The organism is Streptomyces sp. NPDC088157 (assembly GCF_044741545.1).
Classification (GTDB): Bacteria; Actinomycetota; Actinomycetes; order Streptomycetales; family Streptomycetaceae; genus Streptomyces.
The window spans coordinates 312,037-327,840 of record NZ_JBIUSU010000001.1; the positions used below are offsets into that span (position 1 = coordinate 312,037).

Sequence of the window (15,804 nt, forward strand, 5' to 3'; positions counted from 1 at the left end):
TGTGCAGAGGTATGTGCGCAGTCGCATGTGCGCGATACGTACGAGCCGTATGCGGCGCGCCCGGTGGCATGTGAGGTGCGCGGTCGCCTTATGCGGGAATGTGCGCAGGGCATACGGAAGGCGCCCCGGCGGCGGTCCCCCCACGGGCCGACGACCAGGGCGCCTTCCCATGTCCCGGTGCGGATTCCCCCCACGGGATCCGGCCGGGCGTTGTGAGGACAGCGCCTGAATTCGCTGTTCGGTAACCATCTGCGGTTGTTGTGCCTGCGGTTGAGCAGAACGAGCAGAACTCGTCCTGCCACCGCTGTGTGCGATCTGCCGGGACAGCGCACGCTGGGAGGGCCGCTCAAAGCTTCCCGGTGTACGTGCCCCGGCAACGCATCTCTGAGGAAGTCCCCCAAGACATCCCCAGATGTCAGGTCACGCCCCCCAAGACGCTTCCCGACATCGTCAACTTAGACCTTCGAACCCCTTCGATGGTTACGTTCGCATCACTGTGATCTGTGTCTCTTGCATATGTCCGTTAGATGCGCAAGAGACCGGATACGGCGATCGAGGCCCAAGCGTAATGATGATGCGCGAGCCTTGTGAAGAGCTTATGTGAGGCTCGCGCAGGACTCCAGGGGTCTCCCTGATCGGCACGGTGCTACTCGCCGGTCACTTACGCGGCGGTCTCACCTGGCCGTCTCACCCTGTGGTCCCGGGCGGAGGTCGGTCTCGGGCGGCGGTCTCACTTGAAGGCGCGCAGCCTCAGGCTGTTCGTCACGACGAACACGGACGAGAACGCCATCGCCGCCCCCGCGATCATCGGGTTCAGCAGCCCGGCGGCGGCCAGCGGCAGCGCGGCCACGTTGTACCCGAAGGCCCACACCAGGTTGCCCTTGATCGTCGCCAGGGTCCGCCGGGACAACCGGATGGCGTCCGCGGCCACCCGCAGATCCCCCCGCACCAGCGTCAGGTCACTCGCCTCGATCGCCGCGTCCGTGCCCGTCCCCATGGCCAGCCCGAGGTCGGCGGTGGCGAGTGCGGCCGCGTCGTTGACGCCGTCCCCGACCATGGCGACGACCCGCCCGTCGCCCTGCAGTCGCCGTACGACGTCGACCTTGTCCTCGGGCAGCACCTCGGCGATCACCCGGTCGATCCCGACCGCCGCCGCGACCGCCTCCGCCACCGCCCGGTTGTCCCCGGTCAGCAGTACCGGCGTGAGCCCCAGCGCGCGCAGCTCCCGCACCGCCTCGGCGCTGGTCTCCTTGACCGCGTCGGCGACCGCGAGCACCCCGCGCGCCACGCCGTCCCAGCCCACGACCACGGCCGTACGACCGCCCCGCTCCGCCTCGCCCTTGGCGCGTGCCACGTCGTCCGGAACGGCCTCGAAGAGACGCCCCACGGCCACCTCGTGACCCTCCACGCGCCCGCGTACCCCACGCCCCGGCACGTTCTCGAACCGCTCGGCCACCGGCAGCTCCCCGACCCGTTCCTCGGCGCCCGCCGCCACCGCCCGGGCGACCGGGTGCTCGGAGGCGTGCTCCAGGGCGCCCGCGAGCCGCAGCAGCTCCCGCTCGTCGGTGCCGTCGGCGACGTACACGTCCTGGAGGGTCATCCGGCCGGTGGTGACGGTCCCGGTCTTGTCGAGGACGACGGTGTCGACCCGGCGCGTGGACTCCAGGACCTCGGGGCCCTTGATGAGGATGCCGAGCTGGGCGCCGCGTCCGGTGCCGACCATCAGCGCGGTCGGCGTGGCGAGCCCGAGCGCGCACGGGCAGGCGATGATCAGAACCGCGACGGCCGCCGTGAACGCGGCGACCGTGTCACCCGTCGCGCCGAGCCAGCCGGCGAAGGTGGCGGCCGCGAGCAGCAGGACCACCGGCACGAAGATCCCCGAGATCCGGTCGGCGAGCCGCTGCACCTCGGCCTTGCCGGTCTGCGCGGCCTCGACCAGCTGCGCCATGCGCGCGAGCCGGGTGTCCGCGCCGATCCGGGTGGCCTCGACGACCAGTCGGCCGGCGGCGTTCACCGTGGCGCCCGTGACGGCGTCGCCGGGTCCGACGTCCACCGGCACCGACTCGCCGGTCAGCATCGAGGCGTCCACGGCGGACGCGCCCTCCACGACCGTCCCGTCGGTGGCGACCTTCTCCCCGGGCCGCACGACGAACCGGTCCCCGACCGCCAGCCGGTCGACGGGGATCCGCACCTCCTTGCCGTCCCGCAGCACGGCCACGTCCCTCGCGCCCAGCTCCATGAGGGCCCGCAGCGCCGCACCCGCGCGCCGCTTGGAGCGGGCCTCCAGATAGCGGCCGAGCAGGATGAAGGCGGTCACCCCGGCGGCGACCTCCAGATAGATCGTGGAGGCGCCGTCCGTGCGTGAGACGGTGAGTTCGAAGGGGTGGCGCATACCGGGCATGCCCGCGTCGCCGAAGAACAGCGCCCACAGGGACCAGCCGAGCGCGGCCAGCGTGCCGACGGACACCAGGGTGTCCATGGTGGCCGCGCCGTGCCGCAGGTTCGTCCAGGCGGCCTTGTGCAGCGGGCCGCCGCCCCAGACGACCACGGGCGCGGCGAGCGTCAGCGAGAGCCACTGCCAGTTGTCGAACTGGAGCGAGGGCACCATCGCCAGCAGCACGACGGGCGCGGCGAGCAGCACGGAGACGAGGAGCCGGTGGCGCAGACCCGCGAGCTCGGGGTCCTGGGGGGAGTCCTCCTGGACCGGGTCCGGTACGGGCACGGGCTCCTCTGCCGTGTACCCGGTCTTCACCACGGTCGCGATCAGGTCGGCGACCTCGATCCCGGCCGGATAGCTGACCTGAGCCTTCTCGGTCGCGTAGTTGACCGACGCGCTGACGCCGTCCATGCGGTTGAGCTTCTTCTCGACGCGGGCCGCGCAGGAGGCGCAGGTCATCCCGCCGATGAGCAGTTCGACCTCGGCGGTCGGCTCGGTCGGTCCGGCTATCGGCGTTTCCGTGGTGGTGCTGGTCATGTCCGTGCTCCAGGAAGCTGACCGGGCCGTACGGAACCAGTATCAGCTGGTCGGCACGGCCCGGTGGGTGGAGGAGGGGAGTCGAAAGCGGGTGCCGGGCGGTGGGTGCCTCAGGCCTGGCCGACCAGTTCGAAGCCGGCCTCGTCGACGGCGGCGCGCACGGCCTCCTCGTCGAGCGCGGCGGCCGAGACGACCGTGACCTCACCGGTCGAGGCCACGGCCTTCACCGAGGTGACACCGGAGAGCTCGGAGAGCTCGCCGGAGACGGCGCCCTCGCAGTGACCGCAGCTCATGCCGCTCACCTTGTAGACGGTGGTGACGGAGCCCGGGGTGTCGGTTCGAGCGGTCATGTCGTTCTCCTCGAGGAGGCGGGTGGGGCGGACGGGGCCGCGAGAGGTCTCCCGTTGACTCACACTATACCCCTAGGGGGTATGAAGCCAAGGTAGGAACCCGTCGCACGGCGTCGCACGGACTCCACGCGGACGCCGTGCGGGCGCCGTCCGCAGACACGGAGTCGCGGGGGGTACTCCGGACGCGTGCGGCCGCGGAGCGCCGGACCGCCCGCCGGGGCGCGTGCCGACGGACGGCGCGGCGAACCGGCCGAGGGGGGCGGGTACCCCGCACGGCCGCTCCGTCTCCGGCCGTGCGTCGGGCGGGCTACGGCGTGGCTACGGCGCCGTCGTGACGTCGGCGCCGCCGTCCACGCGGGAGCCCAGCCGGTCGCCCACCAACGGCTCCAGGTAGCGGACCAGTACGTTCTTCAGCTCCCGGACGTACGCGTCGCGCTCGGCGCCCTCGTGCCCCAGGACCAGCTCCAGGCCCGCCTTGTACAGGCCCAGACACATGTGCGCGGTGCGGGCGAGGTCGGCGGGGGGCGCGTCGGGCAGGAGGGAGGAGAGCAGGCCCTCGATGCGGGCGAGCAGCGTGGCGTGGAGCGCGTCGTGCTCCTCGGCGATGTGGCCGGGGATGTCGGGGCCGTGCATCAGGGCGAAGAACACCGGGTGGTCGCAGTTGAAGGCGATGAACCGGTCCACGGCCGTGCCGACCGCCTCCTCCAGCGGGGTCGCCGGGTCGACCGGCGCGAGCGCCTCGCCGAAGGTGTCGCGCATCTTGTGCATGAGGCGGTCGCCCAGCTCGATCGCGATCGCTTCCTTGTTCGGGAAGAACTGGTAGAGCGTGCCGGGTGAGACGCCCGCCTCGCGGGCGATGGCGTTGGTGCTGGCGGCTGTGTAGCCGGTCGTGCAGAAGACGCTGGCCGCAGCCTCGAGCAGCTGTGCGATGCGCCGTTCGCCGCGAGCCTGGCGGCGGCGCGGCTGTTCCTTCTCCTGGCTCTCGGCCACGGGTTGTCCCCAGCTTTCCCGAACACGATTGACAAACACGAGCGGTCGCTCGCATTCTGGAGATCCGAAACGCGAGCGCTGTCTCGTGTTTGCCATTTTACGGGTTTCACGACTGCTTGCAGGCTGAAGGGGACACCGCACGATGACCGAAGTCAACAGCCCACCCCGGCCCGGAGGCTGGACCCGCTTCGTGACCGCCCGGCCCGGGCTGTCGCTGCTCGCGGCCCTGGTGCTCACCGTGCTCGCGGTGCTGGCCGGCAGCGGCGTCGCCGAGCGGCTGGGCAGCGGCGGCTGGGAGGATCCGGGCGCGCAGTCCACGTACGCGACCAAGGCCCTGGAGCGTGAGTTCCCCGGCTCCCAGCCCAATCTCCTGCTCCTGCTCGACGCGGGCGACGCCTCGGTGGACGACCCGGCGGTCGTGACCGAGGCGAACCGGCTCACCGCGAGCCTCGCCGCCGAGAAGGGAGTCGTCGGCGTCGGCTCCTACTGGCAGGCGGACGCGACGAGTGCGGCTGCCGCCCTGCGCGCGAAGGACGGCCACGAGGCGCTGATAGCCGCCCGCATCACGGGCGACGAGAAGACGATGGGCGAGACCCTCGACCGCGTCGCCCCCTCCCTGCGCGGTACGCACGGGCCGGTGGAGGTCAGGATCGGCGGCGGCGTCGCCGTGCGGCACGAGATGCAGACCATCATCCAGGAGGACCTGACCCGGGCCGAGGTGATCGCCCTGCCGATCACGCTGGTACTGCTGGTGATGGTCTTCGGCAGCGCGGTCGCCGCCCTGCTCCCGCTCGGTATCGGCATCGTCGCGATCCTCGGCACCAACGCGGTCCTCAGCGGCCTCACGCGGTTCACCGACGTCTCCATCTTCGCGATGAACCTCACCACGGCCCTGGGCCTCGGCCTGGCCATCGACTACGCCCTGTTCATCGTCCGCCGCTTCCGCGAGGAACTCGCGGCCGGCGCCGATCCGTCGACGGCCATCGGCACCACCCTGCGCACGGCCGGCCGCACGGTTCTCTTCTCGGCGCTCACGGTCGCGGTGTCCCTCGCGGCGATGCTCCTCTTCCCGCAGTACTTCCTGCGCTCCTTCGCCTACGCCGGCATGGCCGTGGTCCTGCTGGCCGCCGCGGCCGCCCTGATCCTGCTCCCGGCGGCGCTGGTCCTGCTGGGCGACCGGGTCAACTCCCTCGACCTGCGGCGCCTGTTCCGCCGAGGCCGGTCCGCGGCGGTGTCCGGCGAGGAGGGCGGCAAAGCCTGGGGCCGCGCGGCGAACCTGGTCATGCGACGGGCCCCGTTCTTCGCCCTGGCCACCACGGCCGTCCTCGTCCTCCTCGGACTGCCCTTCCTGGGCGTGAAATTCGGCACGGCGGACGACCGCCAACTGCCCTCCTCCGCCGAGTCCCATGTGGTGCAGCAGCACATCAGGGACGGCTTCCCGGGCAGCCCGGGCGGTGGCCTCGAGGTCCTCGCCGAGGGGAGGGCGACGCCGACCCAGTACGCCGCCTACAAGGAGCGTGTGGCGGCGCTGCCGGAAGTGGCCCGGGTGGAGGGCCCGTTGGTGAGCGGCGACTCGGCGTACTTCACGGTGCTGCCCAAGGGCGAGGCCGTCGACGACACGGCCCAGACGCTGGTGGTCGACCTGAGGGCCACAGCCGCGCCCTTCGAGACCAAGGTGACCGGTACGGCGGCCGTCCTGGTCGACTCCAAGCACGCGATCGGCGCCCAACTGCCCTGGGCGGCGGCCTTCATAGCGATAGTCACCCTGCTCCTGGTCTTCCTCCTGACCGGCAGCGTGCTGATCCCGCTCCAGGCAGTGCTGCTCAACGCGCTCAGCCTGACGGCGATGTTCGGCGCGGTGGTCTGGGTCTTCCAGGACGGGCACCTCTCCGGCCTGCTCGGCTTCACCAGCCCCGGATCCATCGAGACCACCCTTCCCGTCCTGATGTTCTGCGTGGCCTTCGGCCTCTCGATGGACTACGGCGTGTTCCTGCTCTCCCGGATCAAGGAGGAGTACGACCGCACCGGCGACCACGAGGGGGCGGTCGGCCTCGGCCTGCGGCGCACGGGAGGCCTGATCACGGCGGCGGCGGTCATCCTGGCGGTGGTGATGGTCGCGATAGGCACCTCACGCGTCACCAACACCAAGATGCTCGGTCTGGGCATCGCCCTGGCGGTCCTCATGGACGCGATGGTGGTGCGCAGCCTCCTGGTCCCGGCCATCATGCGCCTCACGGGCAAGGCCACCTGGTGGGCGCCCGCGCCGTTGCGCAGGTTCCACCAGCGGTTCGGGCTGAGCGAGGGGGAGTCGGCGCACCGGGCACCGGCCGCCACGTCCGAGGACGCGCGGGACGACCACGGGCCGGAGGACGACGCGCGGGACGACCACGGGCCGGACGGCGACGGGCCGGACGGCGACGCGCGGGACGACCACGGGCCGGACGACCACGCGCGGGACGACCACGGGCCGGACGACGACGCGCGGGACGACCGGGAGCGGGACGACCACGGGCCGGACGGCCGCAAGACGGACGACCAGGGACGGGACAAGGTCGACGCGCGCGGTTAGCGTTCGCGGAGATCTCCGGGGTGCCCCTGGACGACGGACGGAGTGGGTATGCGGGCTGTGGTGTTCGAGCGGTACGGGGAGCCGGCCGAGGTACGTGAGCTGACCGACCCCCGGCCGGCCCCCCACGGAGTGGTCGTGCGCGTCGAGGCCACCGGCCTGTGCCGCAGCGACTGGCACGGCTGGATGGGCCACGACCCGGACATCACCCTGCCGCACGTGCCCGGTCATGAACTGGCCGGCGTCGTGGAAACGGTGGGCGACCGGGTCACCGGGTGGCGGGCCGGCGACCGGGTCACCGTCCCCTTCGTGTGCGGCTGCGGCAGCTGTCCGTCCTGCGCGTCCGGCGACCACCAGGTGTGCGAGCGGCAGACCCAGCCCGGCTTCACGCACTGGGGCTCCTTCGCCCAGTACGTGGCCCTGGACCACGCCGACGTGAACCTGGTCGCGATCCCCGACGACCTGTCGTACGCCACCGCGGCCTCGCTCGGCTGCCGGTTCGCCACGGCGTTCCGGGCGGTGGTGCGACAGGGCCGGGTCGCGGCGGGGGAGTGGGTGGCGGTGCACGGCTGCGGAGGCGTGGGGCTCTCGGCGGTGATGATCGCGGCGGCGAGCGGGGCACGGGTGGTGGCGGTGGACGTCTCTCCGAAGGCCCTGGACCTGGCCAGGAAGTTCGGCGCGGCCGAGTGCGTGGACGCCACGGGGGTGCCGGACACGGCGGAGGCGGTCCGTGAGCTGACCGGGGGAGGCGCCCACCTCTCCCTCGACGCGCTCGGCTCCCCCGTCACCTGCGCCGCCTCGGTGAACGGGCTGCGCCGCCGCGGCCGTCACGTCCAGGTCGGCCTGCTCCCGTCGGCGGACGGCACGACCCCCGTGCCGCTGGCCCGCGCCATCGCCCTGGAGTTGGAGATCCTGGGCAGCCACGGCATGGCCGCGCACGCCTACCCGGAGATGCTGGAGCTGGTCCGGGCCGGGGTGCTGCGCCCCGACCTGCTGGTGACGTCGACGATCACCCTGGACGAGACTCCGGCCGCCCTGTCCGCACTGGGCACCGCACCGGGCGCGGGGGTGACGGTCATCGCCCCGTGGGCCTGACCCCGCCCAGGCCGTGACGCGCCCTGTCCCACAGCGCCGTGCGTCACGGGCACTGCGTCCCACGGCACCGCGTTCCACAGCGCCGTGCGTCACCTGCACCGCGTCCCACGGCACCGCGTCCCGCAGCGCCGTGCGTCACCTGCACCGCGTCGCACGGCACCGCGTCCCAGAGCGCCGTCGCGTGGGTCTCGACGGCGAGGCGGAGGAAGCGCAGCCCGTTGCGTCATAGCACCGTGCGTCACGGCCCCGCGTCCCACAGCGCCGCGTCCTCGGGTATCGCGTCCTCCAGCACTGTGCGTCACGGCACCATGTCCCACAGCCCTGTGCCCCACGCGTAGGTGGGGCACAGGCCGTTCCGTCTTCGACCGGGGTCAGTCCAGAGCGCGTCCCCGGTTGCCCGGTCGGGAGGCGACCCAGGCGTGGACCGTGTCGGCGTACCAGAAGGGCTTGCCGCCCTCGACGTGGTCCGGCGGAGGCAGCAGTCCGTGCTTGCGGTAGGACCGTACGGTGTCCGGCTGCACCCTGATGTGCGCCGCGATCTCCTTGTAGGACCAGAGCCTTCGGTCGGTCATGAGTTGCACCTCACTGCGCGCGCGGGGGTCGGCGGCCGGGAGGCCGCCCGGGGGGACCCGGCGCTGCGCTGGCGATCACCAAGCCTGTGCCCCGTGAACGACGCTCGGTGACCGTGCGGAGGCGGCTGTTGACCTCCGGTGACACAAAGCCCGCGTACATGCGACATGTGTGACAGAAGGGAGGTGTTTGTGACATGGGCGATACAGGCGATACAGGCGATACAGGCGATACAGGCGATACAGGCGACACGGGTGACGCAGAGGCGCACGCGGGGCCTGCGGGAGGGGCGCGTCGACAAACGCCCCGAGGGCCGCCGACAGGGGCGGGCCGGGCCCGCTGCGACAGGCCCGACCCGTTCCCGCTCCCCGCCATCCCCCCGGAACGACCGGACCGGCCGAAGCGACACACCGAGCGCCTGGACCAACCGGAGATCACCGGATCAACTGGCAGACCCTCAGCCTGTATTCAGCCAATGCGTCCGGTCTTGGAAAAATGCGCACCCGGTCCGGACCAATCCTCCGAGCGGGCCGGCAGGACCAGGCTCGTCGCCTCCCCGCTCTGCCGGTCCGCCACCGGCGACGCCTGCACCGGAAGACGCCTGGCCTGCGCGAACTCCCTCGGCGTGCACCCTGTCATCGCCTTGAACTCGCCGCTGAGATGAGCCTGGTCGTAGAAGCCGCAGAGTGCCGCGGTCTCCGCCGCGCTCTGTCCTTCGGCCAGCAGCCGACGGGCACGTTGCAGTCGCAGCACCCGGGCCGCCGCTTTGGGGCCGAGCCCGATCTGCTCACGGAAACGGTTCTCCAGGTGCCGTACGCTCCAGCCGACCTCCTCGGCCAGCCGCGGTACCGGAATCGCGCCACCCGTCCGCACCAGCAGCGACCAGGCCCGTGCCACCCGCTCCGAACTCGGCGTACCGGCGTCCCGCCAGCGGCCGAGGACGTCGTCGAGCAGCCCGAACCGGTCCGCCCAGCAGGGCAACGCGGCCAGGGCGGCGGCGAGTTCGCCCACGGAAGTGGCCAGCGCGTGCGGCAACTCGTCCGGATCCACGGTCCGGTTGACGAGCTCGTGCTGTGGCGTGCCGAACAGGGTGAACGCGGCCCAGGGCGTGAGCAGCACCTCGATGCCCGAGAGCCGGCCACCGTGCTCACCGACGGCCGGTGTGGTCGTGGGCCCGCAGTACACGGACACGAGCGTGTCCGGAGCCCGCCCGGCGCGAGAGATGCGAACGGGCTCCCCGAACCCCAACAACAACGTCGCCGCCCCGATCGGCGTCTCCAACCGCCGCCGGGGCCGGGTCATGCCGAGCCGGATCCCGCGGTAGCTCATCACTCCGGGCCGCAGCCGGGGATGCGGCAGGGCGAAGGCGAACTCCCAGGACCCGCCGGGCCCTTCACCGGATCGGGTGCGTACGGCGTTCCCAGTCATGGGCGCCTATGGTGCTACGTCAGCGGCAACTCCGTTAAGGGGCGCGGGCTGTATCGATGTGCGGCTCCGCCGCGTGGGCGCGACAAGCCACACACAACCCGCACGCGCGTGGGCACGGAACCCGGCACCCCGGTGGGCGACCCGCCGAACCCCGGGAGGGCTACGCCCCGCAGGACCGCAGAAACGCCCGCGTGCGTTGCGCGATGGGCAGCGGAGCGTCCGGCGCGCACGGATACATGTCCTGCTCGACGATCGCGAACAGATCGACATCCAGCTTCTGCGCCGCTTCGAGCACCGGCCCCAGGGCGGGCACACCGCTCGGCGGCTCGCACATCACGCCCCGCGCCACTGCCGGCCCGAACGGCACCTGGTTGGCCCGTACGTCCGCCAGGATCTCCGGGTCGACCTGCTTGAGGTGCAGGTACCCGATCCGCTCGCCGTACGTCTCGATCAGCTTGACGCTGTCCCCGCCGCAGTACGCGTAGTGCCCGGTGTCCAGGCACAGCGACACCAGGTCGGAGTCGGTGCCGTCCAGGAACCGGACGACGTTCTCCTCACTGTCGATATGCGTGTCGGCGTGCGGGTGGACGACGATCTGGAGGCCGTACCGCTCCCGCACCTCCTTGCCGAGCCGTTCGGTCAGCGAGGTGAGGTTGCGCCACTGCTCGGGGGTGAGGGTGTCCGGCTCCAGCACCTCGCCGGTCTTGTCGTCCCGCCAGAAGGACGGGATGACGACCAGGTGCCTGGCGCCCATCGCCTGCGCGAGCACGGCGTTGTCCGCGACGTGCGCCCAGGTCTTCTCCCAGACGGCCTCGCCGTGGTGCAGGCCGGTGAAGACCGTGCCCGCCGACACCTTCAGGCCACGCTTCGACGTCTCCTCGGTGAGGAGTGCGGGATCGGTCGGCAGGTACCCGTAGGGGCCGAGCTCGATCCATTCGTAGCCGGACTGCGCGACCTCGTCGAGGAAGCGCTGCCAGGGGACCTGGGCGGGATCGTCCGGGAACCAGACGCCCCAGCTGTCGGGGGCGGATCCGACACGGATGCGGGAAACACCGGAAACTGGTGACTGAGGTGACAACGACGTCATGGGCGTCAGCGTGCTGGCTCACCGGAGGGGTGTCAAGGGCTGGTCCGAATGTCTGGACAAAACATTGACAGGGCCCGCCGCGCGGGGCTACAAAGCCGTGAGAGCCGATGCGGGACGTGTGCCGGGGACGTGCCACGAGCGGCTTCACGGTACGAGCCGATACGAAGGGAACTCGATGGCGTACGACCTGATCACCATGGGGCGGATAGGGGTGGACCTCTATCCGCTACAGACGGGTGTCCCACTCCCGCAGGTCACGTCCTTCGGGAAGTTCCTGGGGGGATCGGCGACCAACGTCGCCGTCGCCGCCGCCCGCCTCGGCCGCGACACGGCGGTGATCTCCCGCACCGGTGACGACCCCTTCGGCACCTATCTGCACGAGGCCCTGCGCGGCTTCGGCGTCGACGACCGCTGGGTCACCTCCGTGCCCGGGCTGCCGACGCCCGTCACCTTCTGCGAGGTCTTCCCGCCGGACGACTTCCCGCTGTACTTCTACCGGCAGCCCAAGGCGCCGGACCTGGAGATCGACGCCCACGACCTCGATCTCGACGCCGTCCGCGAGACCCGCGTCTTCTGGGTCACCGGGACCGGCCTCAGCGAGGAGCCCAGCCGTACGGCGACCCTCGCCGCGCTGGCCCACCGGGCCAAGGCCGGCACCACGGTCTTCGACCTCGACTGGCGCCCGATGTTCTGGAGCGACCCCGACACCGCCCGCCCGTTCTACGCCGAGGCCCTCAAACACACCACGGTCGCCGTGGGCAACCTCGACGAGGTGGAGATCGCCACCGGAGTGCGCGAGCCGCGTGCGGCGGCGCAGGCGCTGCTGGACGCGGGCGTCGAGCTCGCGGTGGTCAAGCAGGGCCCCAAGGGCGTCCTCGCGGTCCACAGCGGGGGCGAGTCCGCCGAGGTCCCGCCGCTGCCGGTGAACGTCCTCAACGGCCTCGGGGCCGGTGACGCCTTCGGCGGCTCCCTCTGTCACGGCCTGCTCGCGGGCTGGGACCTGGAGAAGACCATGCGTCACGCCAACGCCGCCGGCGCCATCGTCGCCTCCCGTCTGGAGTGCTCCTCCGCGATGCCGACGCCGGACGAAGTGGAAGCGGCGATCAAGGCGGGGGCCGTCCTGTGACGACCGTCGACATCTCCGAACTCGTCCGCCTGCGCACCCAGCACCCCGAGGCGATCGCCGAGGCGGCCGCCCGCCGCGTCCGCAGACCGCTCGTCGGCGACTCCGGCCGGCTGATGATCGTCGCCGCCGACCACCCGGCCCGTGGCGCGCTCGGCGTCGGCGGCGACAGGCTGGCCATGGCCAACCGGGCCGGTCTGCTCGAGCGCCTGTGCCTGGCCCTCTCCCGGCCCGGCGTGGACGGCGTCCTCGCGACCGCCGACATCCTGGACGACCTGCTCCTCCTCGGCGCTCTCGACGGCAAGATCGTCATGGGCTCGCTGAACCGCGGCGGCCTCCAGGGCTCCGTCTTCGAGCTCGACGACCGCTTCACGGGTCACCGTCCCGAGGACGTCGAGCGGCTGAACTTCGACGCGGGCAAGCTGCTCGTGCGCATCGACTACGACGACCCGGGCTCGCTCACCACCCTGGAGAGCACGGCCCGCGCCATCGACGACATGGCCGCCCGCGGGCTCCCCCTCTTCGTGGAGCCGTTCATCAGCCGCCGCACCGCCGACGGCAAGGTGCGCAACGACCTCTCCGCCGAGGCCGTCACCAAGTCGATCGCCATCGCCTCGGGCCTGGGCGGCACCTCGGCCTACACCTGGCTGAAGCTCCCGGTCACCGACAACCCCGACGACATGGCCGAGGTCATGCAGACGTCCACGCTCCCGGCCGTCCTGCTGGGCGGCGAGGTCGGCGACGATCAGGACGGGGCCTACGAGAAGTGGCGCGGGGCGCTGCAACTCCCCACCGTCCGGGGACTGGTGGTCGGCCGTTCGCTGCTCTACCCGGCGGACGGGGACGTCGCCGCCGCCGTGGACACCGCCGTAGGACTGCTGTGAGGGCCGTATGACGAACACCGAGCCGCACCACGACCTGTACATCCCGCACGGCACCACCGCCGGCGCCCACTACCTTCTCGACATCGATCCGAAGCGAGCCGGCTGGGACTACTGCGGTCTGCGGATCATCGAGCTGGAGCCGGGCGGCACGCACCACTTCACCACCGGTGACAGTGAGTGGATCGTACTTCCGCTGGCAGGCGGATGTACCGTGCGAACAGCCGGTGAAGAGTTCCAACTCCTGGGCAGGGAGAGCGTTTTCGCGTCGGTAACCGACTTCGCGTACGTTCCCCGTGACGCCCGGGTCCAGATCGCCTCCGGCGCGGGAGGCCGCTTCGCCCTGGCAGGAGCGAAGTGCGAGCGACAACTCCCCGCCCGCTACGGCCCCGCGCCGGAGGTCCCCGTCGAAGAGCGCGGCAGCGGCAACTGCGCCCGTCTGGTGCGCAACTTCGCCTCCGCCGACGCCTTCGACTGCGACAAGCTGATCGCCGTCGAGGTGATCACGCCCGGCGGCAACTGGTCCTCGTACCCGCCGCACAAGCACGACGAACACCGGCCGGGCGAGGAGGCCGAACTCGAGGAGATCTACTACTTCGAGATCGACGGCCCGAACGGTTTCGGCTATCAGCGCGTATCCCCCTCACGCGAGGGCGGATCCGACGTCCTCGCCGAGGTCCGCTCCGGCGACGCCGTGCTCGTCCCCGACGGCTGGCACGGCCCGGCCATCGCCCAGCCCGGCCACGCCATGTACTACCTGAACGTCATGGCGGGACCGGGCGAGACACGGGAGTGGCGGATCTGCTTCCACCCGGACCACGTAGAGAGCACAGGGGGTTACCGATGACGGCGCAGACCTCGACGACGAGGCTGACGGTCGCCCAGGCACTCGTCCGCTTCCTCGCCGCCCAGTACACGGAGCGCGATGGCGTACGGCAGCGGCTGATCGGCGCGACCTGGGGCATCTTCGGCCACGGCAACGTCGCCGGCCTCGGCCAGGCGCTGGTCGAGTACGGCGACGACATGCCGTTCCACCAGGGCCGCAACGAGCAGTCGATGGTCCACGCGGCCGTCGGCTACGCCCGCCAGTCCAACCGGCTGTCCACCCACGCGGTGACGACGTCGATCGGCCCCGGCGCGACCAACCTGGTCACCGGCGCCGCCCTGGCGACCGTCAACCACCTCCCGGTCCTCCTGCTGCCCGGCGACATCTTCGCCACCCGGGTCGCCGACCCGGTGCTCCAGCAGCTCGAGGTCCCCTACGCGGGCGACCTGTCCGTCAACGACACCCTGCGCCCGGTGTCGAGGTACTTCGACCGCGTCACCCGCCCCGAGGCCCTGATCCCGGCGGCCCTCCAGGCGATGCGCGTCCTCACCGACCCGGTGGAGACGGGCGCGGTCACCCTCGCGCTGCCCCAGGACGTCCAGGCCGAGGCCTACGACTGGCCCGACGAGTTCTTCGCCGAGCGCACCTGGGCCGTACGCCGCCCGGGCGCCGACCCGGCCGAGCTCGCGGAGGCGGTCCGCGCGATCCGTGCCGCCCGGCGCCCGCTGATCGTGGCCGGCGGCGGAGTCCACCACAGCCGCGCCGAGGAGGCCCTCGCCGAGTTCGCGGAGGCCACCGGCATCCCGGTCGCCTCCACCCAGGCCGGCAAGGGCTCGCTGCGCTACGACCACCCGCAGGACGTGGGCGGCGTGGGCCACACGGGCACGGCGACGGCGGACGAACTCGCCCGCACGGCGGACCTGGTCATCGGCGTCGGCACGAGGTACACGGACTTCACCACCGCCTCCCACACCCTGTTCGCGGGCGACGGCGTCCGCTTCCTCAACCTCAACATCGCGTCCTACGACGGCCACAAGCTCGCCGGTCTGCCGCTCGTGGCCGACGCCCGCAGCGGCCTCGGCGAGCTGACCGCGGCCCTCCGGACGCACGGCCACCGGGTCACGGACGCCTATGTCACCGAGTACTCCGAGGACAAGGAGCGCTGGGAACAGCGCGTCGACGCCTGCTACGAGGCCGAGGAGCCGGACGTACGCCCGACCCAGCCGCAGGTCCTCGGCGCGCTCGACGCCCTCGCCGACGAGTCGGACGTGATCATCAACGCGGCCGGTTCACTCCCCGGTGACCTGCACAAACTGTGGCGGGCCCGGTCCCGGGACCAGTACCACCTGGAGTACGGCTACTCCTGCATGGGGTACGAGATCCCGGCCGCCATCGGTGTGAAACTGGCCGCACCCGAACGCAACGTCTGGGCACTGGTCGGCGACGGCACGTACCTGATGATGCCGACGGAGATCGTGACGGCCGTGCAGGAGGGGATCGCGATCAAGATCCTGCTCGTGCAGAACCACGGCTATGCCTCGATCGGAGGTCTGTCGGAGTCGGTGGGCGGCGAGCGGTTCGGCACCGCGTACCGCTTCACCTCGGACGACGGCACCTTCACCGGGGCGCCGCTGCCCGTCGACCTGGCCGCCAACGTGGCCAGTCTCGGTATGCGCGTGCTGCGCGCGAAGACCGTCCGCGAACTGCGCGAGGCCCTCGCCGAGGCGCGCCGCGCCGACACTCCCACATGTGTCTACGTCGAGACGGAAACGGCCGACACTGTGTCGGGCCCGCCGCCGGCGCAGGCCTGGTGGGATGTACCTGTGGCCGAGACCGCGACCCGACCGTCCGCGGTGAAGGCACGTGAGCTGTACGAACGGCACGTCTCCACCCGACGCCGCCATCTGTGAAGGA

Annotated in this window: 12 protein-coding genes; 6 read left to right on the plus strand and 6 right to left on the minus strand. The window is 71.7% G+C overall.

Annotation, left to right across the window (positions count from 1 at the left end; genetic code table 11):
• Window positions 1-730 precede the first annotated feature (730 nt).
• The 3 genes from ACIPFH_RS01360 to ACIPFH_RS01370 form a co-directional block, all read right to left on the minus strand.
• Window positions 731-2,974 (minus strand): heavy metal translocating P-type ATPase, encoded by a 2,244-nt coding sequence (locus ACIPFH_RS01360; protein WP_401821932.1) that lies wholly within the window; start codon window positions 2,972-2,974, stop codon window positions 731-733.
• A gap of 110 nt (window positions 2,975-3,084) precedes the next feature.
• The gene (locus ACIPFH_RS01365) at window positions 3,085-3,324 is read right to left on the minus strand and encodes a heavy-metal-associated domain-containing protein (protein ID WP_401821934.1); all 240 of its coding nucleotides are present in this window, start codon (window positions 3,322-3,324) and stop codon (window positions 3,085-3,087) included.
• A gap of 318 nt (window positions 3,325-3,642) precedes the next feature.
• Window positions 3,643-4,314, minus strand: coding sequence for a TetR/AcrR family transcriptional regulator (locus ACIPFH_RS01370; protein ID WP_401821937.1), 672 nt, complete (start codon window positions 4,312-4,314; stop codon window positions 3,643-3,645).
• 142 nt (window positions 4,315-4,456) lie between these two features.
• Between ACIPFH_RS01370 and ACIPFH_RS01375 the strand changes: the two genes are divergently transcribed.
• Window positions 4,457-6,883 carry an MMPL family transporter gene (locus tag ACIPFH_RS01375; RefSeq protein ID WP_401821939.1) on the plus strand — a complete coding sequence of 809 codons (2,427 nt, stop codon included), beginning with the start codon at window positions 4,457-4,459 and terminating at the stop codon, window positions 6,881-6,883.
• 48 nt (window positions 6,884-6,931) lie between these two features.
• A complete protein-coding gene (locus ACIPFH_RS01380) occupies window positions 6,932-7,975 on the plus strand; it encodes a zinc-dependent alcohol dehydrogenase family protein (protein ID WP_356250783.1) in 1,044 nt (347 codons plus the stop codon).
• A gap of 371 nt (window positions 7,976-8,346) precedes the next feature.
• Here ACIPFH_RS01380 and ACIPFH_RS01385 read toward each other — a convergent pair whose 3' ends face one another.
• The 3 genes from ACIPFH_RS01385 to ACIPFH_RS01395 all read right to left on the minus strand — a co-directional run bounded on the left by ACIPFH_RS01385 (window position 8,347) and on the right by ACIPFH_RS01395 (window position 11,060).
• A complete protein-coding gene (locus ACIPFH_RS01385; protein WP_401821942.1) occupies window positions 8,347-8,547 on the minus strand; it encodes a helix-turn-helix transcriptional regulator in 201 nt (66 codons plus the stop codon).
• Window positions 8,548-9,013: 466 nt separating this feature from the next.
• On the minus strand, window positions 9,014-9,973 hold the full coding sequence (locus tag ACIPFH_RS01390; protein ID WP_401821944.1) for a helix-turn-helix domain-containing protein: 960 nt from the start codon (window positions 9,971-9,973) through the stop codon (window positions 9,014-9,016).
• Window positions 9,974-10,133: 160 nt separating this feature from the next.
• Window positions 10,134-11,060: a sugar phosphate isomerase/epimerase gene (locus ACIPFH_RS01395; RefSeq protein ID WP_356250789.1), complete on the minus strand. Its 927-nt coding sequence runs from the start codon at window positions 11,058-11,060 to the stop codon at window positions 10,134-10,136.
• A 175-nt stretch (window positions 11,061-11,235) separates the two neighbouring features.
• On the opposite strand from ACIPFH_RS01395, the gene iolC reads away from it, so the two are divergent.
• Genes iolC through iolD form a run of 4 tightly spaced genes read left to right on the plus strand, consistent with a single transcriptional unit; the run spans window position 11,236 to window position 15,800 of the window.
• Window positions 11,236-12,186, plus strand: coding sequence for a 5-dehydro-2-deoxygluconokinase (gene iolC / locus ACIPFH_RS01400; protein WP_401821945.1), 951 nt, complete (start codon window positions 11,236-11,238; stop codon window positions 12,184-12,186).
• Window positions 12,183-13,067: a deoxyribose-phosphate aldolase gene (locus ACIPFH_RS01405; protein WP_401821948.1), complete on the plus strand. Its 885-nt coding sequence runs from the start codon at window positions 12,183-12,185 to the stop codon at window positions 13,065-13,067. The genes iolC and ACIPFH_RS01405 overlap by 4 nt, the downstream gene beginning before the upstream one ends.
• Window positions 13,068-13,074: 7 nt before the next feature.
• Window positions 13,075-13,911 carry a 5-deoxy-glucuronate isomerase gene (iolB, locus tag ACIPFH_RS01410; RefSeq protein WP_401821950.1) on the plus strand — a complete coding sequence of 279 codons (837 nt, stop codon included), beginning with the start codon at window positions 13,075-13,077 and terminating at the stop codon, window positions 13,909-13,911.
• Entirely contained in the window at window positions 13,908-15,800 is a 1,893-nt protein-coding gene (iolD, locus tag ACIPFH_RS01415) for a 3D-(3,5/4)-trihydroxycyclohexane-1,2-dione acylhydrolase (decyclizing) (RefSeq protein ID WP_401821951.1), read from the plus strand. Before iolB ends, iolD begins: the two co-directional genes overlap by 4 nt.
• The last annotated feature ends 4 nt before the right edge of the window (window positions 15,801-15,804 follow it).